Source organism: Actinomyces provencensis (assembly GCF_900155435.1).
Classification (GTDB): Bacteria; Actinomycetota; Actinomycetes; order Actinomycetales; family Actinomycetaceae; genus Pauljensenia; species Pauljensenia provencensis.
In genome coordinates, this window is record NZ_LT700212.1 from 3,076,958 (window position 1) to 3,100,232 (window position 23,275).

Consider the following 23,275-nt stretch of genomic DNA (forward strand, 5'->3'; position numbering starts at 1 on the left):
GGGCACCCAGGACCCATCCATGACGAGGACGGAAGGGGACGACGATGCCCGAGGCATGGTCCAAGAAGGACGAGAAGCAGTACCGGCACGTCAAGGACAGTGAGGAGGACCGGGGCCGCAGCGAGAAGCGCGCCAAGGAGATCGCCGCTGCCACGGTCAACAAGCAGCGCTCCAAGGAGGGGCGCACGAAGAAGGACTCCTGAGTCCCGTGTGGTACGCGTGGGGGCAGTGACGCCCACGGCGCCGATGACCTGTCCGACAGGATCAGCCCGATGGCCGTCGGCGGGAGCGGCCCACCGTGGGTGTCGAGGCTCCCACGGGACGGATTCGCACGTGGGCCGAGCGCTGCTGTACTCTGGTGCGCCGAGGTAGCGTGTCCGAGCGGCCGAAGGTGCAGCACTCGAAATGCTGTGTGGTGTCACAGCCACCCTGGGTTCGAATCCCAGCGCTACCGCCAGGGTTTGCCCCGGGATCCCACCGATTGGTGAGGGTCCCGGGGTTTTCTCGTGTAGCCATTGACGTCTGCCGGACGAGAGGCCGCGTCGTGTTCCGTCCGTGGTCACCTGCGCCGCCACGGTGCGGTCGTCCGGTCCGGTGCGGACCCAGGACTCAGGGTCGGTCGGGGCCCTGGACCTCGAAGGGGGCGCCGGGCTGGGCGTAGGACTCGCCCACCTCGGGCAGGTCCTCCGGCGTGATCTCCTCGACGGGGGTGTCCCCGCCGGCCGAGCTCGGCTTCTCTGCGTTGGCACCCTCGCTGTCAGGGGTGCCGGTCCCGTGCCGTCGCACGCCGCCGCCCTCGGGCCGGTCGGCCCAGGCGGGTCCCTCGCGGGGCTCGGACTCGTTGAAGCGTCGGGCAGCGCGTTCCCCCTGCGTTCCCTCCGCCGGGTCGCGGTGCCCGGTGGTGCCGTCCGCGTCGTCGTCGCGGTCGGCCGCGTCCTTGAAGGGATCGTCGAGGGGCGCGTTCCCGATCCCCAGGCCCTCCTGGGGTTGGCGCGTCCCGTGGCGGCCCACGTACTCCCCCTGCTCCGTGGTCTCCTGGCGCCGTCTCGCTGCTGCGGCGTCCTCATCAGTGGTCCAGGGCGGGTCGTGCTCTTCCGTCTTGTGTGTCATCGTCTTCTCCTCGGTGTCGTGCCCACCTCGCGGTGCTGGCGGACAGGGGAGTTGCCACGCCTCAGTGTGATGCGGGACACTCCCAAGGCTACCGGCCGCACGAGTTCGCGCCACTCGGGCTCAGGACGGTGGTGCCGCTGGAACCGTGGCGACCACGGTCGCGGGCGGCCCCACTCGCGTGGGAGAGTACGCGACAGAATGTCCACAGGACACGGACCGAGCGGACCACCGCCCCGCCCTCGTCGACACCCGTCGGACGCAAGGACGGCAGCCCGCAGCGGGAGCCGCGCCCACGTACCCCGAGGGAGACGCGCATGACAGAGACCCTGGTCCACGGCCGCACGCTGCAGGAGTGGGTCGCGGAGGCCCCCGAGATCGGCTCCCTGACCGAGTGCCGTGAGACCCAGTGGTTCAACCCCGCGCTGAAGCCGACCGCCCGCGCACTCCCCGAGGTCGGCCTGACCGCGGAGGACATCCGGGGTGCCTCCGCGCGCCTGAGGCGCTTCGCCCCCTACCTGGCCCGCGTCTTCCCGGACACCCGCAGGACCGCGGGCATCATCGAGTCGCCACTGGTGTCGGTCCCCGCGATGAAGGAGCGCCTCGGGGCCGGTGCCGGACGCGGGCTCCCGGGGAACCTGTGGCTCAAGCTGGACAGCGAACTGCCGGTGTCCGGCTCCATCAAGGCACGTGGCGGCATCCACGAGGTCCTCGCCTTCGCGGAGGACCTGGCGCTGGAGTCGGGGATGCTGCACCTCGACGACGACTACTCGGTCCTCGACTCGCCCCGCTTCACCGACTTCTTCGGGCAGTACGGGGTCGCCGTGGGATCCACCGGGAACCTCGGACTCTCCATCGGCATCATGAGCGCCAAGCTCGGTTTCCGGGCGACGGTGCACATGTCCGCCGACGCTCGCCAGTGGAAGAAGGACAGACTCCGGGCCAACGGGGTCGAGGTCATCGAGTACGAGGGCGACTACTCCGAGGCGGTGCGGCAGGGCCGTGCCCAGGCGGAGTCGGACCCGAGGTGCCACTTCGTCGACGACGAGAACTCCCGCACCCTCTTCCTCGGCTACGCCGTGGCCGCCCACCGCCTGGCGGGACAGCTGCAGGTCCTCGACGTGCCCGTGGACCGCGACCACCCCCTCTTCGTCCACCTGCCCTGCGGGGTGGGTGGCGGGCCCGGGGGTGTCGGGTTCGGCCTCAGGGTGGAGTTCGGGGACGACGTCCACCTGGTCTTCGCCGAACCGACCCACTGCCCGAGCATGTTCCTGGGGGTGCGGACGGGTCTGCACAGCCGGACCTCGGTCCTGGACTTCGGGATCGACAACGTGACGGCAGCCGATGGGCTCGCGTGCGCCCGGCCCTCCGGCTTCGTCGGCCCGGCGATGCAGCACCTGGTGGACGGCTACATGACCGTGGACGACGACCACCTCTACCGCCTGGTCGCCGAGCTCCACGACTCCGAGGGCATCGACATCGAGCCCTCCTCCACGGCCGGCCTGGTCGGCATCGGGCGGGTCGTGGAGGCGGGGGAGTACCGCGAGCGGATCGGTCTGGATGATGCCCGGCTCTCCCGGGCCACGCACATCGCCTGGGCGACGGGGGGCAGCATGGTCCCCCGTGCCGAGATGGAGGCCTACGTCGCCCGGGGGCACAGCCTCCAGCGCTGAGCTCCGGATGGGCGTCGGGGCGCCAGCAGCCGTGCAGGGGGGACTGCCCGTGCTCCGGTCGGGAGGCCGCGGTCCAGGTGGGTGTCATCGAGGCCTGCGCGATGGCGGGGAGTCGGGCACTGTCCTGTTCACGAGGGCGACGACAGCCGTGCCGGGGGAGTCGCCCCGGTGGTGGTGTGTCTTGCGGTGGAATGGGACCGAAGTCCTACCATGGATGTGCATTCCGCATCTGAGTCGAGTCAACCCTGGCACCCGGAGGATCACGCAATGACCGCGTCCCGGTCCCTTCCCCTGACCGTCCGTTACAAGCCGAGCAAGTGGATCACGGTCCTCATTGCGAACACCGTCCTGCTGGCCGCAGGTGTGCTGATCGTCGTCGCAGCGATCATGCAGTGGGGGGAGTGGGGATGGAAGGCGATCTTCCTGGCGATCCTGGGCGTGCTGGTGGCGTTGCTCGGACTGGCCAATGCCACGGGCGCCAAGGGGAAGTTCGCACCGACCGACATGGTTGCCGCAGGGGTCGACGCCGACGGCTTCATCCTCCCCTCGCACGGTCTGGTTCCCTGGTCGGCCTTCACGGGCATCGACTTCGCCTACGCCCTGAGCGGTGGTTCCAAGGTGATCCTCAACCTGATCTACGGCATGGACGACCGCAAGGTGGTCGTCCGGCTTGCTCCCGAGGCGTTGGCTCCGGACCTCCGTGCAGACATCGAGAAGCACTCACCGGAGGCCTTCGGTGAGGAGGGCATGGAGCTTGCCTTCGTGACGGGCCTGGTCGGAGGGACGAACTCCTACATCGAGCTGCTGCGCGCCACTGAGAGCGCCGCGCCCCAGGGTTTCCCGCTGACGGTCACCTCGAAGGACTCCTCCTTCCTCAAGAAGCTCGACACGGCCCGCGCCGCAGCCAGAGGGTCGGGCCGCACGAGCCCCGCGCCGCAGCTTGGGGGCGGAGTCGCGGCCTGAGGACTGAGGCGCATGAGCCCCGGGCCACATGACCCCTGACTCGCATGAGCCCGGAGTCGCCGGGCCGCCGGGCGCTCACGCTGTCGACGGTTCCCTCCCCGCCTCTCGGAGGTTGCTGATGGCGCGGGTGGCGACGAGCACCCGGGGGAGGCAGGACCTCTAGGCTGGCTCCCATGCGAGACCTCTACCCTGCGATCGAACCCTTCCACACCGAGATGCTCGACGTGGGTGACGGACAGCGCCTCTACGTCGAGCAGTGTGGCAACCCCGACGGCAAGCCGGCCGTCTTCCTCCACGGTGGTCCCGGATCGGGCTGTTCCCCCGAGCACCGCCAGCAGTTCGATCCGGAGCTCTACCGCATCATCCTCTTCGACCAGCGTGGAGCCGGACGCTCCACCCCGCGGGCAGGATCGGACTTCGCGGACCTCACCGCGAACACCACCTGGCACCTGGTCGCCGACATCGAGGCGATCCGCGAGCACCTGGGCATCGGTTCCTGGCTGGTCTTCGGCGGCTCCTGGGGTTCCACGCTCGCCCTCGCCTATGCGCAGACCCATCCGGAACGTGTCACCGAGCTGGTCCTGCGCGGCATCTTCACCCTGCGGCACTCCGAGCTCGCGTGGTTCTACGAGGGCGGCTCCGAGCACGGCGGAGGTGCCTCCTCCGTGTTGCCGGACTGGTGGGAGGACTACGTGGCACCCATTGCCCCGGAGCGACGGGGACGACTCATCGAGGCCTACTGGGAGGTCCTCAACGGCACCGACGAGGGCGCTCGTCTGCGGGCGGCAGATGCCTGGACGCAGTGGGAGTCCCGCGCCATCCACCTGCTGCCCGAGCCCGAGGAGGAACTCACCCATGAGGAACTGCTGGAGGCGCTCGGCTTCGCCCGCATCGAGAACCACTACTTCATGCACCACGGGTGGCTCCGTGAGGGGCAGCTGATCTCGGAGGCGCGCGAGCGTCTGGCGGGGATCCCGGCCGACATCGTCCAGGGCCGCTACGACATGTGCTGCCCCGCGACGACGGCCTGGGACCTGCACCGCGCCTGGCCCGAAGCGGAGTTCCACCTGGTCGAGGCCGCCGGCCACGCCTTCTCCGAGCCCGGGATCACCGACGCCCTGGTCACCGCCACCGACCGTTTCGCAGGGAAGGACTGAGGGCGGGTCGGGCCGGGACGCGTCGTCCCGGCCCGACCCCCCTGTTCAGGGTTCAGGAGACGGCGTCCGCCTGGACGAGGCTGAAGGTGGTTCCCTGGTCATCCGCCACGGCGGCCATGCGGCCGTAGGGGGAGTCGTGGGGACCGAGCAGCACGCTGCCGCCCAGCTCGATGACCCGGGACGCGGCCGCATCCACGTCCGGGGTGCCGAAGTAGACGACCCAGTGGGCGGGCTCGGGTCCGCCCGATCCTTCCGAGCTCTCCCCGGGTGCAGCGACGCCGGCGTCCTCATCCGTACCGGGACCGGTTCGCGTGACGTCGTAGATTCCGGCAGTGGCACCTTCCGGGTTCCTGTGCTCTGCGTAGCGGAACTGTGGGGTGTCGGCCGTGACGGCGGCATCCCACTCGAAGACGTCCCGCATCAGGGAGACGGCCTCGGGGAAATGGGAGGTGTGCAGTTCGAACCAACAGGGTGCTCCCGCGGCGGCGAGGAGACCGGTGCCCGGGAACTCAAGGGGCTGCCAGGCGCCGATCATGCCCAGGGCGGGGTCGAGCACCTCCAGGCTCCACCCCAGCTCGCCGACCTGCATGGGGCTCCCGCCCAGCACCTGGGTGCCGTGGTCGGCCGCGCGGTGGGCCAGGGCGTCGATGTCAGCGGTGTGGAGGTAGGTGCTCCAGTAGTTCCCGATCGCGATGTCGGCCATCTCGGGAGGCATCCCGGCGGCTGCCGCACTGTTCTCCATCGCCCCACCGATGGGGGCGTCGTCCAGGGTGATCATGTTGTAGTGGCCGAACTCCGCGCCCGAGTCCGTGAAGGTCCAGCCGAAGAGCTGGCCGTAGAAGGCATGTGATCGTTCGATCGAGTCGGTCATGAGGTCGATCCAACAGGGATCTCCGGTGGTGAAGGTGGGCATGGCGGGTCCTCCGGTCGCTGACGGGGTCAGGGGTGTTCCGTTCCAGTCCTGTCGACACCCGCCCCGGTGAGGGCGCCGATCAGACGATCCTCGCATCCGCTGTCGGAACGCGCGCGACGAGCAGCGGGCGTCCCGCCGAGCGGTGGACTTCCTACCGAACGGTGGCGATCCCGCCGAACGGTGGGCTTCCTACCGAACGGTGGCGATCCCGCCGAGCGGTGGACTTCCCACCGAATGGTGGGCCTGTACCCCCTCCGTTCGGTGAGAAGTCCACCTCTCGACGGATGGCCCTCCTTCGCAGCCACTGTCCCGGGTCATCCACCACGCCGCACGCGTCAGGAACTCCACCTCCCGCCACTCGGGGAGTCCACGGTGGGCCGGATGTGCACGGAAGGGGGTCGAGACCCCGCCGCTGCGAAACATGTGACCTGCGTCGCTAGCATGGATGGACGACAACCGTCCATGCACTGCAAGAACGGAGCGAACATGACCGTCCACCACGACCTGCCCACCACCGAGGACCTCAAGCGGCTCGCCGAACCCCGTGACCACGCCGTCACCGTGTACGTGGCGACCGTTCCGGGACCCGATGGGAGGAACCGGGCGCGCACCGCCCTCAAGAGCGCGGTGGACCACGCCATCGCCCACTTCAAGGAGACCGATGGCCTGACCTCGGCCCAGGAGCGTGGGCTGCGCGACCAACTGGCCTCACTGGACGGGGACGGTGACCTGTGGGGAGCCCTGTCCTCCTCCCTGGCGGTCTTCCTCACCCCGGACTCCCAGGAGGAGTTCATCCTCCCCAATGCCCTGGAGGAGGAGTGGCAGGCCTCCACCTGGTTCGACCTGGGCCAGCTGGTGCGGGCAGTGGCAGGGGGGCAGCACGCCTGGGCCCTGAGCCTGTCCACCAACGCCTGGTCCCTGTGGGAGGCCACCCCCCAGAGCCGGGCGGTGGAGGTCGACGTCGCCGGGCACGAGGAGATCGCCGATGCCGCCAGCGCCACGAACCGTGACTCCCTGCCCGGGCGCACACACGTCAACAGGCTCGGCGCGGACGAGGGACGCAAGCTCCTCCTGGAGGCCTACGCCAAGCGGGTCTCGGAACTGGTCGGGGCGGACCTGACGCGACGTGACCCCTCCGCCCGAATCCCGCTGTTCGTCTTCGCCACCGAGCCCCTGCAGTCGATGCTCACCCTGGAGGACCGACGCCGCATCGTCGAACGAGTCCCCGGGGCCCCCGACAGAGTCGGCGCGGACGAGGTGGACGCCGCGATCCGGGAGCGGCTCCCGAAGATCAATGCCCAGCAGGTGTCCGACGACCTGGAACGCATCGGCAACGACCTGCCGCGCGGCCTGGTGGCCACCACGGTGGAGGACATCGGACGGGCGGCGGCGGCAGGTGCCGTGGACACCTTGGTCTACGAGTTCACGGTGAACGTCAGTGGCGACTTCGATCCTGCCACCGGTGAGGTGACCAACGGCGGCACCGGGGACCACGACGTGCTCTCCCGCATCGCCCTGACGGTCCTGGAGCAGGGCGGGGACCTGGTGCCCGTGCGCGACTCCGAGGTCCGCAGCGACGTCTGGAACGGTGTGGCCGTGGCCCACCTGCGCTACGCCGTGTGACCGTCCGACCGTGTGGGGTGGTCCCACCGTGTGAGGGGGGCGCAAGAACACCTACACGGTCACCCTCCCGAACGGCGTGTGATCCCACCGAGTGAGGGGGGCGCCCCGCTTCCGGGGTGCCCCCCTCCGCACCCCCCCGCACCGCACCGAGGGTTCAGCGCAGGCGGCGGGGGAACTCCGTGACGGTGGCTCCGGGCCCGCCCTCGTCGCCGTCCCTGCCCACACCCAGACCGAGACCCCGCCCGCGCGGGGTGTCACGCGGGTCGGAGCGGGTCACCCAGGTGGGGACGTGGGGCGTGCTGAACGGATCGAACCAGTGCGAGACGTGGACGGGCGAATCGGCATCGGGGAAGAGGTTGGAGGCGTAGAGGAGGCCGATGTCCTCCGGCGGTCCGGCCAGTTCCTCGAACCACTGTTCCCACTGGTCCGCCTCCGGGTGCCCCTGTGAGCTCCCCACGATGTGCCCGAGGTTGAGCACGTGGTGGAGGACGAGCTCCTCGGCGACGCTGCGGACCAGTGGGTCACCACTGCCGATGGGGTGGGTGACCAGGCGCGCGCAGAAGTCCTCCGCGAGGGTCAGGAGGTGGTAGCAGAACTCGTGGTCGTAGCGCGTGGTCCAGGCGTGGGGCAGTGCTCCACCGATCCAGGACTCCTCGAGCTGTCCGAGGTGGGTGCCGCGCGGCATGCCGGCCAGCTGGCCCACGTCCTCCCCGACGAGTCCGCGGTACAGGTCGACACCGACGGAGAAGCAGCGGGCGCAGTCCTCCCCCAGGCTCGCGCTGAGCAGGCGGGACCAGGAGCCGTCCGCCTGCGCCTCGGCGTGGCTCCAGCTCGGCAGGCTCGCCGCGGCGAGGTCGTCCTCGAAGGGGTCGAACCCGTCCTCGTCCGGCCCGTCCGTCCACGCGGATGAGCTCGTGGTGAGTCCGTCGAACACGGACTCCGGCCACCACCCCAGTGCGGTCCAGACCCCGTAGACCTTGTCGCCGCGCACGCGGGTGCGTCCGCTCTCGTAGTTGCGCCACGTCTGGGCCGAGACCCCGGCGCGTCGGGCGATGTCGGGGATCGACGCGTCCATCTCGACGCGTCGGGCACGGATGGCCTGCTCGATCCCGGGGTCGTCGGGGTAGTGCTCCTCGGTCGTGGGGTCGCTGGGCATTGCTCGTCTCCTCGGCTCGGGCTCGCCGGTGCGGGTTGCTCTGTGGCACTGCGGTGTCGCCCAGCCTACGGCGGGGCGGGTGCGCGTGGAACCGTCCCCCACACCCGGGCCTGGCGGGCGGCACCGGGCGTGGTCCGCGGCGTACGCGTCGTGTGCGCAGCAGCGGTGGGCGCGGGGGCGGTCCCGTCGTCATTCACGAGGGCGACCCGTGGGCAGTTCCGTCGTCATTCACGAGGGCGACGCTGCTGTCCTCCTCCACGAGTGCGGGGCACCCGTGGACGGCATCCACGGGCGAGGGTCAGGTCGTCCACGACGACGAGGGGGCCGGTCGGCGACTGCCGACCGGCCCCACACGCCCGTCATGCTGCTCGGTGTCAGGCGTTGACCAGGCCGGTGTAGGTCCGGGCGCGCTCGAAGCGGGCGGCGACATCGGCCCAGTTCACGACGTTCCACCACGCCTTGACGTAGTCGGCCTTGACGTTCTTGTAGTCCAGGTAGAAGGCGTGCTCCCACATGTCCAGCAGCAGCAGCGGCACGGTGGCCACCGGCACATTGCCCTGCTGGTCGAAGAGCTGGAAGGTGACCAGACGCTTGGCGACCGTGTCGTAGGCCAGGACGCCCCAGCCGGAGCCCTGGAGGCCCAGGGCGGCTGCGCCGAACTGACCCTGGAACTTCTCGAAGGAACCGAAGTACTCGTCGATCGCCGCGGCCAGCTCGCCCTCAGGGCGACCCTGTCCGTCGGGGGTCATGTTGGTCCAGAAGATCGAGTGGTTGACGTGACCGCCCAGGTTGAAGGCCAGGTTCTTCTCCAGGAGGTTGATGGCCCCCTGGTCGCCGGACTCGCGCGCGGCTTCGAGCTTCTCCAGTGCGGTGTTCGCGCCACCCACGTAGTTCGCGTGGTGCTTGTCGTGGTGCAGCTGCATGATCTGGCCCGAGATGTAGGGCTCCAACGCCGCGTAGTCGTAGGGGAGATCCGGAAGTGTGTAGACCGCCATGAGTGTTCCTTGTCTCTCGGGAATTCTTGGATTGTCGCCGGTGTGAGCGTTGCGCGCGCCACGTTCGGCGCGACCGCAATCAGGCTATCGCCCTTTGGTCCCGCCTGCGAGATCTCGGCCCGTGCTAGGCAGGGCCGGTGCGGCAGCGACGAGGGCGTTCCCGAGCCCCGTCCGGGAGTAGTAGACAGCGCGGGAGCGGCGCGCCCGGGCGACCAGCCCGGCGTCCAGGAGGACACGCAGGTGTCCGCCGACGGTCCCCAACGACAGGGAGAGTGCACCGGCCAGCTGGGAGGGAGTGGCCGGGGTGCCCAACTCCTGCAGCACGAGGGCCCTTCCGTGTCCCACCAGGCGCCCGAGGGCTCCGTTCGATGGTCGGCGCTCCCTGGCGGCCGTTCCGCGCGCGGCGTACACCAGGCCGAGTCCCACAGGCCCGTCGCAGGTCCACGATCCCGAGGGTTGCGTCGTCGGGATGAAGACGAGATGGGAGTCCAGGGTGAGGGACTCCTCCTGGCGTGGCGAGATGACCAGCAGGTCCGGGTCGAGCCACCGCAGGTGGCGGGTCATGCCTTCCAGTGCCGCTGCCCACCCGTGGGCGGCCACGAGTGCGGAGCGGTGGGCGATCTCACGGTCGAGGATTTCGCGTCGTCGCGTCCAGTCCGGTTCCACGAAGCGCTCCCACGCGTCCCGCAGTGCCCTGGCTGTGCGTTCGCCGAGGTGGTCGCTGCTTGTCCACCCCAGGTCGTGTCGCAGCCAGGACTGCGCAGCCGAATCGTGCACGGTTGCCCGGTAGGACTCATCGGGCCAGGCGGCGATGACGGCGATCTCGTCGAGGAGTTCGGGTTCGCCGTTGGGTGGCGGAGTGATCCCGACGAAGTCGGGCAACCACTTGGTGGACGCCACCAGCTCCGCGACCCCCCTGCGGAGCTCCTCGTCGCCGGGCGCAGCTCCTGCCCAGGCCGCCAGGGACGTGCGGGCGTGGCGGGGGGTGCCGCGATCGGCGGCGGACGGCACGGCGCGGGGGTGACGGCGGGCAGCATGTGCCACTGCCATGAGCTCTCCCCACGTCTCGGCCAACGGGGAGATCGTGGACCGGGAGCGGGCCAGGACGGATGGGGGGACGTGGTAGGGCATGGTGTTTCGCCTCCTGGCGAAAGACTAGTGTCCGCCGGGACATGCCATGAGGATCGTCCTGTGCCTGGCCAGCCTTCCTCCGTCCCGGATCCTTCCCGTCAGCAGGCTGATCCGGTTCCTCCGCTCCCTCCCCGCCGGGTCCGGCAGCCGGCGCCGTCCCCGTGGACACGTCCCTTCAGCCTCTTCTTCTGCGCACAGTCGCTCTCGTGGCTGGGCAGCTCGATGACCCCGGTCGCGTTGAGTCTGGGACTCCTGGACCTGGGGGAGGACCTCAGCTCACTGAGCCTCGTGCTGGCGGCCAACAGCATTCCCCTGGTCGCGCTGCTGCTGCTGGGCGGAGTGGTGGCGGACCGACTTCCGCGAGCGGTGGTACTCGTCTCCTCCCATCTCACCGCTGGAGCGACACAGGGTGTGGTGGCATGGTGGTTCTTCCGTGGAGGTGGTGACCTCACGCTGCTCGTCGTGGCCAGTGGTCTCAATGGGGCTGCTTCCGCGTTCACGGGTCCAGCCCTGCGGGGCATCCTCACCCAACTCGTCGACCGGGAGGCGATCGGTCGCGCCAACGCCCTGCGCGCCACCTCGCGCAACCTGTTCCGCCTGGCCGGGCCGGGCGTGGCGGGAGTGCTCGTCTCCACGACCGGAGCGGGGTGGGCCCTGGGAATCGACGCCGCCTGCGCCCTGGGGGCAGCAGTGCTGCTGGCGGTGATGGAGGGGCAACTGCGGCGACCTCACCGGTGCGTGGAGGGAGCGGGAGGGATCACGACGACCACGGCCGCTCCCGGCACGACGGTGCTCAGCGACGCCACCGAGCCGGCCGGTGACGCCGTGACCGCCGCCGACCGGCGCACCGGGACGACCTGGGGGCGCCCTCGTCCCGGATCCCTGCTGGGCGGGGTCTGGTACGACCTGACCCTGGGCTGGCTCGCCTTCGCGTCTCGGCAATGGCTGTGGGTGGTCACCGCCTCGTTCTTCTGGACCAACCTCCTCCTCGGGGCGGTCTGGTTGGTGCTCGCTCCCGCGATCGCCCGCGACAGCATCGGGGAGGCTGCGTGGGGGACGGTCCTGTCCGCCCGGGCAGCGGGCCTGGTACTGGGTGGGGTGCTGGCCTACCGCTTGAGGCCCCGCCGACCCCTGGTCGTCGGGCAGCTCCTCACCGTGCCCTTCGGGACGTGCTTCCTCGTCCTCGGTCTGGGAGCCTCCGCTCCCGTCCTGGCGGCCTCGACATTCCTCGCCGGTGTCGGCGCGGCGGTGACCGGCGTGCTGTGGGAGTCCGCGATGCAACGCCACGTCCCCGGCGACCAACTCTCCCGTGTGGCCTCCATCGACATGCTGGGATCCTTCGCGGCCGTCCCCATCGGCCAACTCCTGGCCCCCGTGCTCGCCCAACACCTCGGCGGCCCCGGTGCGGCCGTGGGAGGAGGGATCGCATACGTGCTCCTTGCCCTGGTCCCTCTCCTGGTTCCTTCCGTCAGGCGCTTCGGGAGTTGAGACCGGGCCCCGAGATCCCCATAGGCTGGGGGCATGCCTGAGTCCGAGTCCGCGCCGCACCGTGTCCCCCTCGTCCCGGAGTCGCCGCTCGCGTCTGCGGCGGGCGGCGCGCGGGAACCGTCCGGGGAGCACGGGTCGTCACCCGTGCCCGTCCTCGCCCCCGCCACGATCGCCGCACTGGCGGAGGACCTGGCCCAGGCGCGGTGGAGCGTGGAGCACATGGACGGGATCCTCTCCACCCGGGCCCGCGACGCCCTCATGCGCGACCAGCGGGTGCCGGCCCTGGTCGAGCTCCGCGAGCTGAGCGAGCCCGCCGCGCTGCTCACCCGGCTCTTCGTGCTGGGCTCCAGCGAGGACGCCGACGAGGTCGACGCCGCCCTCCCGCTGACGGGGACCGCGGGTCTGGCCGGTCTGGGACTGGTCCGTGTCGAGAACGGGCTGGTCACCGCCGCCTTCGACCTGCGGCCGCACGCGGCGCTCCTGCCCGCGCCGACCACGGGGTCGGGTACCGCCCAGCCCGACACCGCCGGGGGCCCTGCCACGGTCGCAACCGGCGGGAGCCCTGCCACGGCCGACAGTTCCGAGAGCCCCGGCAGCGCCGAGGCCCCCGGCACCACGGACCCCGAGGGCGTCCTCCACACCTGGTGGGTGCTCTCCGACCTGGGTGAGGTCACCACCGGCCAGCCGCTGCGCCCCGACCACGTCCTGGGGATCGGAGGGGCCACCACCTCACTCCTGGGCCTGACGATCCGCGACCACGTCCCCTCGGCCCTCGACATCGGGACCGGGTGCGGCATCCAGGCGCTCTACCTCGCGACCCACGCGGACCGCGTGGTGGCCACCGACCTCTCGGAGCGCGCCTGCGCGATCACGCGGTTCAACGCAGCCCTCAACGGCGTGGACATCGACGTGCGCCGGGGCTCCCTCTTCGAGCCCGTGCGCGGGGAGTCCTTCGACCTCATCGTCTCCAACCCACCCTTCGTCATCACCCCCGACTCGGTGCGCGCCTCCGGTTCGGGCCTGCTGGAGTACCGCGACGGTGGGATGGAGCGCGACAACCTCATCGCCGAGGTCATCTCGCGCGCACCCTCCCACCTCACTCCCGGCGGCACCCTGCAGATGCTCGCCAATTGGGAGATCCCCGTCGGCACCGACCCCGACACCGGGTGGTCCGCCCGTGTGGAGGACTGGCTCGCAGACCTCGACGTCGACGCCTGGGTGGTCCAGCGCGACGTCCTCGACCCCGCACGCTACGTCGAGATGTGGCTGCGGGACTCCGGGGGCGGCCTCATGGACCGAGAGGAGTGGGAGTCGGAGTACTCAGCCTGGCTGGAGGACTTCGACCGTGCCGGTGTGGGAGCCATCGGGATGGGGTTCGTCNCCTGGGCTCCCTGCGCCTGCCCGCCCCGCTGCCCGACCTGCGCCTGCGCCGGGCCCCGGACGTCACCGAGGAGCGTCACTACGTCCCGGGCGAGCCCCAGCCCCACGTCATCATCGAGCACCAGGGGGCGGGACTCGGCCGCTCGGTCGCCGTGGGGTCCGCGCTCGCGGCGCTGGTGGGTGCGGCGGACGGCGAGCTCACTGTGTCCCAGATCATCACCGCGGTCGCGGTCCTCACGTCTTCGACGAGGAACTGGGTGGCCGGACGCCGCGCGGGGTGGACGTGGCCCGCGCCCTGGGCTCCCTGCGCCTGCCCGCCCCGCTGCCCGACCTGCGCCTGCGCCGGGCCCCGGACGTCACCGAGGAGCGTCACTACGTCCCGGGCGAGCCCCAGCCCCACGTCATCATCGAGCACCAGGGGGCGGGACTCGGCCGCTCGGTCGCCGTGGGGTCCGCGCTCGCGGCGCTGGTGGGTGCGGCGGACGGCGAGCTCACTGTGTCCCAGATCATCACCGCGGTCGCGGTCCTCACGTCTTCGACGAGGAACTGGGTGGCCGGACGCCGCGCGGGGTGGACGTGGCCCGCGCCCTGGGCTCCCTGCGCCTGCCCGCCCCGCTGCCCGACCTGCGCCTGCGCCGGGCCCCGGACGTCACCGAGGAGCGTCACTACGTCCCGGGCGAGCCCCAGCCCCACGTCATCATCGAGCACCAGGGGGCGGGACTCGGCCGCTCGGTCGCCGTGGGGTCCGCGCTCGCGGCGCTGGTGGGTGCGGCGGACGGTGAGCTCACTGTGTCCCAGATCATCACCGCGGTCGCGGTCCTCACCGACCAGGAGGCCTCTGACCTGCTCGGACAGGTCGAGGAGCCCGCGCTGGAGCTGATCCGCTGCGGGATGCTGGAGGTCGTGGGCACGCTCTGAGGTGTTCCACAGGAGGTCCTCCCCGCCGGGCGGTGCCGGTGGGGCGTTGTATGGTCAGGCTCGACGGACCGGGGCCGTGGAGCCCCACCGAGGAGCGCAGGACCGTGGCAGTGGCGGTCCGCGACAGTCGAGCGGAGGAACATGGGTGGGTCAAAGCTGGTCATCGTGGAGTCCCCCGCGAAGGCCTCGACGATCGAGGGTTACCTGGGTCCCGACTACCGGGTCGAGGCCTCCATCGGGCACATCCGCGACCTCCCCCAGCCCAAGGACCTCCCCGCCGACATGAAGAAGGGGCCCTACGGCCGCTTCGCCGTCGACGTCGAGGACGGGTTCACCCCCTACTACGCGGTGAACCCGGACAAGAAGAAGAAGGTCACCGAGCTCAAGCGGGCCCTCAAGGACGCCGACGAGCTCTACCTGGCCACTGATGAGGACCGCGAGGGCGAGGCCATCGCCTGGCACCTCCTCCAGGTGCTCAAGCCGAAGGTGCCCGTCCACCGCATGGTCTTCCACGAGATCACGCGCGAGGCCATCCAGCGGGCGCTGGAGAACACCCGTGAGATCGACACCGACCTGGTGGACGCCCAGGAGACCCGGCGCGTGCTGGACCGTCTCTACGGCTACGAGGTCTCCCCGCTGCTGTGGCGCAAGATCCGCCCCTCCCTGTCCGCCGGTCGCGTCCAGTCCGTCGCCACCCGCCTGGTCGTGGACCGCGAGCGGGAACGCATGGCCCACGTGCGGGCCTCCTACTGGTCCATCGACACCCACGTCACCACCGGGCCCGGTGCCTTCGGTGCCCGCGTCGTGGAGGTCGACGGCCACCGCGTGGCCACCGGATCGGACTTCACCGAGGCCGGGACGCTGACGCCCAAGGCGACCGCTGCCGGTGCCGTCCACCTGGACGAGGCCGCGGCGACCCGACTCGCGACCCTGCTGGAGGCCTCGACCTCCTCCCGCATCGACTCGGTCTCCCAGAAGCCCTACCGCCGCCGCCCCGCCGCACCCTTCACCACCTCCACCCTGCAGCAGGAGGCGAGCCGCAAGCTCCACTGGAACGCCTCCTCGACGATGCGCACGGCCCAGAGCCTCTACGAGTCGGGCTACATCACGTACATGAGGACCGACTCCACCGCACTGTCGGAGCAGGCCGTCCACGCCGCCCGCACCCAGGCCCGCGAACTCTACGGGGCCGAGGCCGTCGCGGAGAAGCCGCGCACCTACGGGACGAAGTCCAAGGGAGCCCAGGAGGCGCACGAGGCCATCCGCCCCGCCGGTGACCACTTCCGCACCCCCGACCAGGTGGCCGGGTCCCTGTCGCGTCAGCAGCTGGCCCTCTACGACCTCATCTGGAAGCGCACGGTGGCCTCCCAGATGGCCGACGCCCTGGGCCACACCGCCACCATCCGCGTGCTCACCGGTGTCGGGGACGGGGAGGGACGACACGACGTGGTCTCCTCCGCCTCGGGCACCGTCATCACCTCCCCGGGCTTCCGCCTGGCGTACGAGGAGGGGCGCGACAGGTCCCGCTACGAGGCCGAACGTGAGGGCGGGGACGCGGAGAAGGTCCTGCCCGACGTCCACGAGGGCGACGCCGCAGACGTCGACGAGGCCTCCGCCGAAGGCCACGAGACCCAGCCCCCGGGGCGCTACACGGAGGCCACGCTGGTCAAGACGATGGAGGAGCTCGGCATCGGGCGTCCCTCCACCTATGCCGCCACCATCCAGACGATCTCGGACCGGGGCTACGTCGTCCACCGGGGACAGTACCTGGTGCCGAGCTGGCTGGCGTTCTCCGTGACGCGCCTGCTGGAGCAGAACCTGTCGAACCTCGTGGACTACGACTTCACGGCCTCCATGGAGTCCGACCTGGACCGCATCGCGGCGGGTCGCGAGGACGGGAGGCAGTTCCTCACCCAGTTCTACCTGGGCGGGGACGGGAAGGGTGACCAGTCCGGGCTGCGCCACCAGGTGGAGAGCCTGGGTGACATCGACGCCCGTCAGGTCAACTCCCTGGAGCACCTGGACGGCGTCACGCTGCGCCTGGGCCGCTACGGGCCCTACCTGGAGCGTGAGGACGGGACGCGGGCCAATGTGCCCGAGGACATCGCCCCCGACGAGCTCGACGCCGCCAAGGTGCAGGAGCTCTTCGCCCTGGCCGCCGACGACGGACGTGAACTGGGTGTGGACCCCGCCAGTGGCCACATGCTCATCGCCCGCAACGGTCGCTTCGGCCCCTACATCACCGAGGTCCTCCCCGAGGAGGACGAGGGCGAGGCCGACGCTGCCGCGGGGAAGCCGGGCGCGAAGGCCGGGACGGGGAAGGCCAGCAAGGGGCGCAGGAAGGCTGCGCCCAAGCCGCGCACCGCCTCCCTGTTCAAGTCCATGGACCTCGCCACCGTGACCCTGGAGGACGCCCTCAAGCTGCTCTCCCTGCCCCGTGAGGTCGGGGTGGACCCCGCCAGTGGTGAGGTCATCACCGCCCAGAACGGCCGCTACGGTCCCTACCTGAAGAAGGGCACGGACTCCCGCACCCTCTCCTCCGAGGACCAGCTGCTCTCCATCACGCTGCCCGAGGCACTCGAGATCTACTCCCAGCCCAAGACCCGTGGCCGCGGGGCGGCCCGTCCCCCGCTGCGTGAGTTCGGCGAGGACCCGGTCTCCGGCAAGAAGGTGGTCGTCAAGGACGGCCGCTTCGGTCCCTACATCACCGACGGCGTCACCAACATCACGGTGCCCCGCTCGGAGTCCGTGGAGGAACTCACCCAGGAGCGGGCCTTCGAACTGCTCGCCGACAAGAGGGCCAAGGGACCGGCGCCGAAGAAGCGCACGACCCGCAAGGCTCCGGCGAAGAAGAGGACCACCACCGCGAAGAAGTCCACGAAGAAGAAGCCTTCGGCCGGGAAGAAGTCCTCGGCGGAGGAGTGACCCGCGGCGCAATCCGCGCGGGTGCCACCGACACGGTCAGGGGCACCGCGCCGGAGGTGCACGAGGGGCGTGGGAGGATGACGGCATGACGGACCAGGGTGGAACATCGGCAGGACTCTTCATCACCTTCGAGGGTGGTGACGGGGCCGGGAAGACCACGCAGCTGGACCGGGTGCGCCAGTGGTTCGAGGACCGGGGGCACCGCGTCCTCGTCACCCGTGAGCCCGGTGGGACCGAGCTGGGCACGGAGCTGCGCCGACTCATCCAGCACGGTCCCGAGGACGTGGACCCGCGCACGGAGGCACTCCTGTACGCCGCCGACCGGGCCTACCACGTCGCCAATGTCGTGCGCCCCGCGCTGGCGGCGGGCACGATCGTCCTGGGCGACCGCTACACCGACTCCTCCCTGGCCTACCAGGGTGCGGCCCGCGACCTCGGGGTGGAGGAGATCCGCTCGCTGTCCGTGTGGGCCACACAGGGCCTCCAACCGCACCTGACCTTCCTGCTGGACCTGCCCCCCGAGGTCGGTGCACGCCGGGACACCGGTGAGCCGGACCGCATCGAGCGGGAGTCGACGGACTTCCACGAGCGGGTGCGCCACGAGTACCTACGCCTGGCGGAGGACCACCCCGACCGCATCGTCGTCATCGACGGGGTGGGCACCGTGGAGCAGGTCTTCTCCGAGATCGAAGGTGTGCTGGAAGAGCGCCTTCCCGCCCTCGTCGGCGAGTCCTCCCCCGAGGGCGCGCGGGCTGGAGGCACACGACCCGGCACTCCACGGGTGGAGGCTGCACGGGCCGTGGCCGCGGATCCGGTGACTGCTCCGGCGGCGGGCACCCGCGGGACCACGGCATCCGCGGAGGAGTCCGGTCGGGAGGGCCTGGCACTGCTCACGGAAGCACAGGCGACCCTGTGGGGTGACACCGGACAGGACACCCTGCTGTGAGCGTCTGGGACGAGCTGGTCGGCCAGGACGCGGTGGTCGCCGTCCTGGAGGAGGCCGCGTGGGCCGCGCGGCGCGTCGTGGAGGGGACCGACGGGGACGTCGCCTCCCCGGAGGACGCCCCCACGGCCGGGGACACCGGGACCGGTCGCTCCATGACCCACGCCTGGCTGCTCACCGGGCCGCCGGGATCGGGTCGCTCGGTGGCGGCGCGTGCCTTCGCCGCAGCCCTGCAGTGCACGGGTCCCGTGCCGGGGTGCGGTGAGTGCGCGGGGTGCCGCACCACGCTGGGCGGGACGAACGCCGACGTGCTGTCCGTGTCCACCGACAAGGTCCAGATCCAGATCGCGGAGGCACGCGACTTCGTGCAACGTGCCCAGGTCTCGCCCTCGCAGGGACGCTGGCGGGTCATCGTGGTGGAGGATGCGGACCGCATGACGGAGCGGACCTCGAACGTCCTGCTCAAGGCCATCGAGGAGCCGCCCGAGCGGACCGTGTGGCTGCTGTGCGCACCGAGCCCGGAGGACATGATCACCACGATCCGCTCCCGGTGCCGCCACCTGGGCCTGCGGATCCCCGCCGCCCGGGCCGTCGCGGATCTCCTGGTGCGCCGCGACGGGGTGGACCCGCAGGTGGCACTCCAGGCGGCGCGTGCCGCGCAGTCCCACATCGGGCTCGCGCGGGCACTGGCGCGGGACCCGGAGATGCGGGAGCGTCGCCGTCGCATCGTGCAGGCGCCGGCTCGCGTGCGCAGCGTCGGGGAGGCCGTGATGGCCGCCCAGGACCTGGTCGACGTCGCCAAGGAGCAGGCCGAGGCGCAGGTCGGGGCCCGCAACGCGGATGAGCGTGCTGCCCTGCTGCGCCAGCTCGGGGTCGCCGACGGCGAGCGCGCCACGCCCCAGTCACGCGCGCAGCTGCGTCAGCTGGAGGAGGAGCAGAAGCGCCGCTCCAAGCGTGCCGTGCAGGACGTCCTGGACCGGGCCCTGGTGGACCTGCTGGGGATCTACCGCGACGTGCTGCTGGTGCAGCTGGACACGGGTCAGGAGCTGGTCAACGGGGACCTGGTGGACCTGGTCTCCGACCTGGCGTCGGACTCGACGCCGGAGCAGACCATGGTGCGCGTCGAGGCGATCGAGGACGCCCGCCGACGCCTGGGTGCGAACGTCTCCCCGGTCCTGGCCCTGGAGGCCATGACCATCGCCCTGCGCCCCCAGGTGGCCTGACCCCCCACCCCCTCGGCGAAGTCCGCTCTGTTCTGACCTCGAAGTCCGCTCAGTTCTGGGGTCGAAGTCCGCTCTGTTCGCGCCATGAAGTCCCCTCTGTTCGGGGCGTGAAGTGCGCCTGCCTGCTCTGACCGGGAAGTCCGCTCTGGGGGGGCGGAGCCCGCTGCCCGGTTCGGGCCTTGAGGTCCCTCCTGGCTGGCATGCGGCCGGGCCCCGCATGGCGCGCGCGCCGAACGGTGGACTTCTCACCGAACGGAGGCGCTGTACCCCCACCGTTCGCTGGTTACCCCACCGTTCGGCGACAGTACGTGGAGACCGTCGGGTCAGGGGTGCATGCCTGGGATGCGTGTCTGCGCAGGGCCACAGGGGCCGATACCCTGAGGTCCATGACCCTGGGGACCCACCGCCGCGCAGCACTGGCTGCAGCACTCACGCTCTCTCTGGCACTGGCAGGCTGTGCGACGGTCACCACCGAGTCCGGTGGGGAGCAGTCCAGCGGGGGCCAGTCAGGCGCGAATGCCCTCGACGGTACGGTCCGGGGCTTCTACGCCCAGGGAGTCGACTGGCAGACCTGCACCGAGGACCAGGTCACCACGGACTCCACCCCGAACCCACCCAAGGACCTCTCGCCCTACCAGTGCGCCACCCTCGTGGCTCCCCTGGACTGGGACGACCCGGCGGGCGACACCGTCGAGTTGTCCATCGCCCGCCACCTCGCCAGCGGAACCTCGCAGGGGTCTCTGTTCTACAACCTCGGGGGACCGGGTGGGGCCGCGGTGAACTCGCTGTCCCTCATGGTCTCCGACAACTTCGGTGAGGACCTCGTCGACAACTTCGACCTCGTGGCGCTGGACCCCCGCGGAGTGGGCGCCTCGACCCCGGTCATCTGCATGACGGACGCGGAGCGGGACGACTACAACGAGCAGGACTCCGACACCTCCGACGAGGACGAGAGCCCGTCCGCGATCATCGCCGAGGCCGAGAAGATCATGGCGAGCATCGGGCAGGGGTGCCTGGACCACTCCGGTGACCTGGCCCGCCACATCGACACCGTCTCCGCCGCGAAGGACTTCGACATGGCACGCGCGGTGCTGGGGCAGGAGCAACTGAACTACCTCGGCTACTCCTACGGGACCTTCCTCGGTGCCACCTACGCGGGTCTGTTCCCCGACAAGGTCGGGCGCTTCGTGCTGGACGGCGCTCTCGATCCCTCCCTGGACGTCAACCAGGTCTCCGACCTGCAGATGAAGGGCTTCGAGGCGACGCTGGCCCACTGGATCGAGGACTGCCAGGCGGGCAGCGCCTGCCCCGTGAGCGGTGGGGTGGAGGCAGGGCAGCAGAAGCTCTCCGCCTTCCTGGACCGCTTGGCGGACTCACCCCTGCCGACGTCGGACCCGAACCGACCCCTCACCCAGTCACTGGCGCTCACGGCGATCCTCGGGATCATGTACAACACCGCCAACTACTCCACGCTCACCCAGGCGATGCAGCAGGCGATGGGGAACAACGACGGGTCGATCCTGCTCTACCTCGCCGACTACTTCAACGACCGCAACCAGGACGGCACCTACGCCTCCAACGGCACCGACGCCCTGATCGCCGTCAACTCCCTGGACTACGGACCGGTGGGGACCCCGGAGCAGTGGGAGGCCGATGCCGCGAAGCTCGCCCAGGAGCTGCCCGTCCTCGGGGAGTTCGCGGGGTACTCCTCAGCCGGCCTGTCCGCATGGCCCATCGAGCGGACATCGACGAGGGCGGCCATCACCGCTCCCGGCACACCTCCCATCGTCGTGGTCGGAACCACGCACGACCCGGCCACGCCCTACGTGATGGCGCAGGGCCTGGCCGACCAGCTCGAGGGCGGGGTGCTGGTCTCCTGGGACGGGTGGAACCACACCGCCTACTCCAAGGGCGGCTCGACGTGCGTCGCGAAGGCCGTGGAGGGCTACCTGGTGGACGGCACGGTTCCCGAGGACGGCCTCAGCTGCACCGACTGAGCTCGCTCGCCCGGTTGTGAGATCCGCAGTTGCCGACGAGATCCACGATCGAGGATGAGGCACCGGGCTGTGTCCGTGGATCTCGACACGAACCCGGTACCTCGTCGACACCATCCCAGCCGGCCCCCGCGCCCCACTGGCCCTCAAGCCCGCCAACGCTGAGGAGCGTGCCTCGGGGTCAGGACGGGGCATGTCCCGGCAGGTGGGAGAGGCGCACCCGGGGCTCAGTGGAAGCCGAAGAGCGGCGGGAAGACGAGGGCGACCACGCCCGCCCACACCCCGAAGACCGGCAGCGCCAGGCACTGCCAGCGTTCCAGTCCCAGGGCCGAGCGCCCCCGCAGGAGGACGCCGAGGTAGTGCCACGCGGACCCCGCCAGGTGCACGAGCAGGACCAGGTTGCACCCCAGTGCCGCGAGCTTGTTCGGGCTGCCCCCGTACTCCAGCAGTCGACCCGACATGGCCCACAGCATGAGCACGTCCACCGCCAGCGCGGCGAGCACCAGGACCAGTTGCATCCAGTCCAGCGTGCGGCGCGGCGACTCCGGGCGCCGCGCCGAGACCGTGAACAGCACCAGCGCCGCCACCACGATGAGCAACGCGTCGAAGGAGATGAGCACCTCCCGGTCGAGGTCGACCAGGCGCCCGCTCGCGAGGACCACGACCAGGAAGCTCAGCAGGGCGAGGGTGAGGATCGGGGTGAACACCGCCGTCAGCACCGGTGCCATGTTCTCCATGACGGACTTCTTGCGCTCCACCAGCCAGGCGCACACCAGCACGGCGCCCGCTGCGCACACCGGGATCACCCAGCCCAGCGCCGTGTCGATCCCGTTCAGGCCGACTGCGAAGAAGATCTGGGTGACCAGCGCGGTCACGACCCCACCACCCAGGGCGATCAGCACGTAGTAGATGAACGCCTCCCCGAGGAAGCGCACCCAGTCCATCCACGCCTCCAGGGATCTCCAGCGCCCTCCCAGGTACGCGATCCCGACGGCGACCAGCAGGGCGATGGGCAGGTGCAGTGCGGTGAGCACCAGCGTCTGGGCGGGCTCGTGGGAGGGGTAGAGGTTGACCAGCAGGGCACTGGCGGCGAAGGTGGCGATGAGCACCGCCAGCCCGCCGCGTGAGCGCGTCCCGGAGCGTGCCGCGAGGTAGACCGCCAGGAAGGGCAGGACCAGGAAGACGATGTTGCGCGCGTAGAAGTCGCCTGACGCCGTGTCGCCGAGCACTGAGTACGGGAGGCGCACGGCCAGCCCGGCCAGGAGCCCCAGGCCGAGTGCGGCGGGCAGGTCCCAGCGTGAGGAGAGACTCCCGGCGGGGGAGGACGTGGAGGGGACCAGCACGAGCTGGCGCCACAGGCGGTCGGAGTGCACCGCGCCGTACTCGCGGGAGACCTCGTCCTGGGAGCCGAGACGTCGCACGGCGATGAGGAAGGCCTCCTCGGGGCTGAGCCCTGCGCCGTGGAGGTCGTGGACCTCGCTGAGCAGGTGGTCCTCCAGCTCCTCGACGTCGTCGGGGGTGATGCCCGGGCGCTGCGCCATGAGCGCGCGCCACTCGTCGAGGTGGGTGGCGAGGTCGTCGCCGGCGACGGGTGTCCGCGCGGTCGGCCCGCCGGTCGGGGAGGGCATTGACGAGGGCGTCTTCTGTTCGTCCGGGTCGCCGGATGCCGGGCTCGGACCGGCGGGG

At 70.8% G+C, this 23,275-nt stretch carries 17 protein-coding genes and 1 tRNA gene; 12 read left to right on the forward strand and 6 right to left on the reverse strand.

Annotated elements, in window-relative coordinates; translation table 11 throughout:
* Positions 1-44: 44 nt before the first annotated feature.
* Complete coding sequence (locus BQ9890_RS13310; protein ID WP_197067822.1) at positions 45-203, forward strand: hypothetical protein; 159 nt, start codon at positions 45-47, stop codon at positions 201-203.
* Positions 204-367: 164 nt separating this feature from the next.
* Positions 368-457: transfer RNA gene (locus BQ9890_RS13315), tRNA-Ser, on the forward strand.
* 152 nt (positions 458-609) lie between these two features.
* On the opposite strand, the gene BQ9890_RS13320 is transcribed toward BQ9890_RS13315, so the two are convergent.
* Complete coding sequence (locus BQ9890_RS13320; RefSeq protein ID WP_075892147.1) at positions 610-1,110, reverse strand: hypothetical protein; 501 nt, start codon at positions 1,108-1,110, stop codon at positions 610-612.
* A gap of 314 nt (positions 1,111-1,424) precedes the next feature.
* Between BQ9890_RS13320 and BQ9890_RS13325 the strand changes: the two genes are divergently transcribed.
* From BQ9890_RS13325 to pip, 3 genes are all read left to right on the forward strand, one after another.
* Positions 1,425-2,780: a D-serine ammonia-lyase gene (locus BQ9890_RS13325; protein ID WP_075892149.1), complete on the forward strand. Its 1,356-nt coding sequence runs from the start codon at positions 1,425-1,427 to the stop codon at positions 2,778-2,780.
* 267 nt (positions 2,781-3,047) lie between these two features.
* A complete protein-coding gene (locus tag BQ9890_RS13330; protein WP_075892151.1) occupies positions 3,048-3,743 on the forward strand; it encodes a hypothetical protein in 696 nt (231 codons plus the stop codon).
* 173 nt (positions 3,744-3,916) lie between these two features.
* The gene (gene pip, locus BQ9890_RS13335) at positions 3,917-4,900 is read left to right on the forward strand and encodes a prolyl aminopeptidase (RefSeq protein ID WP_075892153.1); all 984 of its coding nucleotides are present in this window, start codon (positions 3,917-3,919) and stop codon (positions 4,898-4,900) included.
* A gap of 52 nt (positions 4,901-4,952) precedes the next feature.
* On the opposite strand, the gene BQ9890_RS13340 is transcribed toward pip, so the two are convergent.
* The gene (locus BQ9890_RS13340; protein WP_075892156.1) at positions 4,953-5,813 is read right to left on the reverse strand and encodes a VOC family protein; all 861 of its coding nucleotides are present in this window, start codon (positions 5,811-5,813) and stop codon (positions 4,953-4,955) included.
* Positions 5,814-6,275: 462 nt separating this feature from the next.
* Between BQ9890_RS13340 and BQ9890_RS13345 the strand changes: the two genes are divergently transcribed.
* Positions 6,276-7,436 carry a baeRF11 domain-containing protein gene (locus BQ9890_RS13345; protein WP_078062472.1) on the forward strand — a complete coding sequence of 387 codons (1,161 nt, stop codon included), beginning with the start codon at positions 6,276-6,278 and terminating at the stop codon, positions 7,434-7,436.
* A 154-nt stretch (positions 7,437-7,590) separates the two neighbouring features.
* Here the strand turns inward: BQ9890_RS13345 and BQ9890_RS13350 are convergent, their stop codons facing one another.
* The 3 genes from BQ9890_RS13350 to BQ9890_RS13360 all read right to left on the reverse strand — a co-directional run bounded on the left by BQ9890_RS13350 (position 7,591) and on the right by BQ9890_RS13360 (position 10,718).
* The gene (locus BQ9890_RS13350; protein ID WP_075892159.1) at positions 7,591-8,592 is read right to left on the reverse strand and encodes a helix-turn-helix domain-containing protein; all 1,002 of its coding nucleotides are present in this window, start codon (positions 8,590-8,592) and stop codon (positions 7,591-7,593) included.
* 374 nt (positions 8,593-8,966) lie between these two features.
* Complete coding sequence (locus BQ9890_RS13355) at positions 8,967-9,587, reverse strand: superoxide dismutase (RefSeq protein ID WP_075892161.1); 621 nt, start codon at positions 9,585-9,587, stop codon at positions 8,967-8,969.
* 84 nt (positions 9,588-9,671) lie between these two features.
* Positions 9,672-10,718, reverse strand: a complete 1,047-nt coding sequence (locus tag BQ9890_RS13360) for a winged helix-turn-helix domain-containing protein (RefSeq protein ID WP_075892163.1) — start codon at positions 10,716-10,718, stop codon at positions 9,672-9,674.
* On the opposite strand from BQ9890_RS13360, the gene BQ9890_RS13365 reads away from it, so the two are divergent.
* The 6 genes from BQ9890_RS13365 (at position 10,623) to BQ9890_RS13390 (ending at position 21,592) form a co-directional block, all read left to right on the forward strand.
* Positions 10,623-12,206 (forward strand): MFS transporter, encoded by a 1,584-nt coding sequence (locus BQ9890_RS13365; RefSeq protein WP_143226360.1) that lies wholly within the window; start codon positions 10,623-10,625, stop codon positions 12,204-12,206. The genes BQ9890_RS13360 and BQ9890_RS13365 overlap by 96 nt on opposite strands.
* 258 nt (positions 12,207-12,464) lie before the next feature.
* Complete coding sequence (locus BQ9890_RS16510; protein ID WP_456047840.1) at positions 12,465-14,504, forward strand: methyltransferase; 2,040 nt, start codon at positions 12,465-12,467, stop codon at positions 14,502-14,504.
* Positions 14,505-14,645: 141 nt separating this feature from the next.
* Positions 14,646-17,429: a type I DNA topoisomerase gene (topA, locus tag BQ9890_RS13375; protein WP_075892170.1), complete on the forward strand. Its 2,784-nt coding sequence runs from the start codon at positions 14,646-14,648 to the stop codon at positions 17,427-17,429.
* 85 nt (positions 17,430-17,514) lie between these two features.
* Positions 17,515-18,375, forward strand: a complete 861-nt coding sequence (gene tmk, locus BQ9890_RS13380; RefSeq protein WP_075892172.1) for a dTMP kinase — start codon at positions 17,515-17,517, stop codon at positions 18,373-18,375.
* Positions 18,372-19,595, forward strand: a complete 1,224-nt coding sequence (locus BQ9890_RS13385) for a DNA polymerase III subunit delta' (RefSeq protein ID WP_075892175.1) — start codon at positions 18,372-18,374, stop codon at positions 19,593-19,595. Before tmk ends, BQ9890_RS13385 begins: the two co-directional genes overlap by 4 nt.
* A 386-nt stretch (positions 19,596-19,981) precedes the next feature.
* Entirely contained in the window at positions 19,982-21,592 is a 1,611-nt protein-coding gene (locus BQ9890_RS13390) for an alpha/beta hydrolase (protein ID WP_075892177.1), read from the forward strand.
* A gap of 224 nt (positions 21,593-21,816) precedes the next feature.
* On the opposite strand, the gene BQ9890_RS13395 is transcribed toward BQ9890_RS13390, so the two are convergent.
* Positions 21,817-23,275, reverse strand: a 1,459-nt coding sequence (locus BQ9890_RS13395) for a permease prefix domain 1-containing protein (protein WP_230297961.1), incomplete at its 5' end; no start/stop codon positions are given.

Coding starts and splice junctions, on each gene's coding strand:
- BQ9890_RS13310 (WP_197067822.1), top strand. CDS start 45: ATGCCCGAGGCATGGTCCAAGAAGGACGAGAAGCAGTACCGGCACGTC.
- BQ9890_RS13320 (WP_075892147.1), bottom strand. CDS start 1,110: ATGACACACAAGACGGAAGAGCACGACCCGCCCTGGACCACTGATGAG.
- BQ9890_RS13325 (WP_075892149.1), top strand. CDS start 1,425: ATGACAGAGACCCTGGTCCACGGCCGCACGCTGCAGGAGTGGGTCGCG.
- BQ9890_RS13330 (WP_075892151.1), top strand. CDS start 3,048: ATGACCGCGTCCCGGTCCCTTCCCCTGACCGTCCGTTACAAGCCGAGC.
- pip (WP_075892153.1), top strand. CDS start 3,917: ATGCGAGACCTCTACCCTGCGATCGAACCCTTCCACACCGAGATGCTC.
- BQ9890_RS13340 (WP_075892156.1), bottom strand. CDS start 5,813: ATGCCCACCTTCACCACCGGAGATCCCTGTTGGATCGACCTCATGACC.
- BQ9890_RS13345 (WP_078062472.1), top strand. CDS start 6,276: ATGCACTGCAAGAACGGAGCGAACATGACCGTCCACCACGACCTGCCC.
- BQ9890_RS13350 (WP_075892159.1), bottom strand. CDS start 8,592: ATGCCCAGCGACCCCACGACCGAGGAGCACTACCCCGACGACCCCGGG.
- BQ9890_RS13355 (WP_075892161.1), bottom strand. CDS start 9,587: ATGGCGGTCTACACACTTCCGGATCTCCCCTACGACTACGCGGCGTTG.
- BQ9890_RS13365 (WP_143226360.1), top strand. CDS start 10,623: ATGTGCCACTGCCATGAGCTCTCCCCACGTCTCGGCCAACGGGGAGAT.
- BQ9890_RS13360 (WP_075892163.1), bottom strand. CDS start 10,718: ATGCCCTACCACGTCCCCCCATCCGTCCTGGCCCGCTCCCGGTCCACG.
- topA (WP_075892170.1), top strand. CDS start 14,646: ATGGGTGGGTCAAAGCTGGTCATCGTGGAGTCCCCCGCGAAGGCCTCG.
- tmk (WP_075892172.1), top strand. CDS start 17,515: ATGACGGACCAGGGTGGAACATCGGCAGGACTCTTCATCACCTTCGAG.
- BQ9890_RS13390 (WP_075892177.1), top strand. CDS start 19,982: ATGACCCTGGGGACCCACCGCCGCGCAGCACTGGCTGCAGCACTCACG.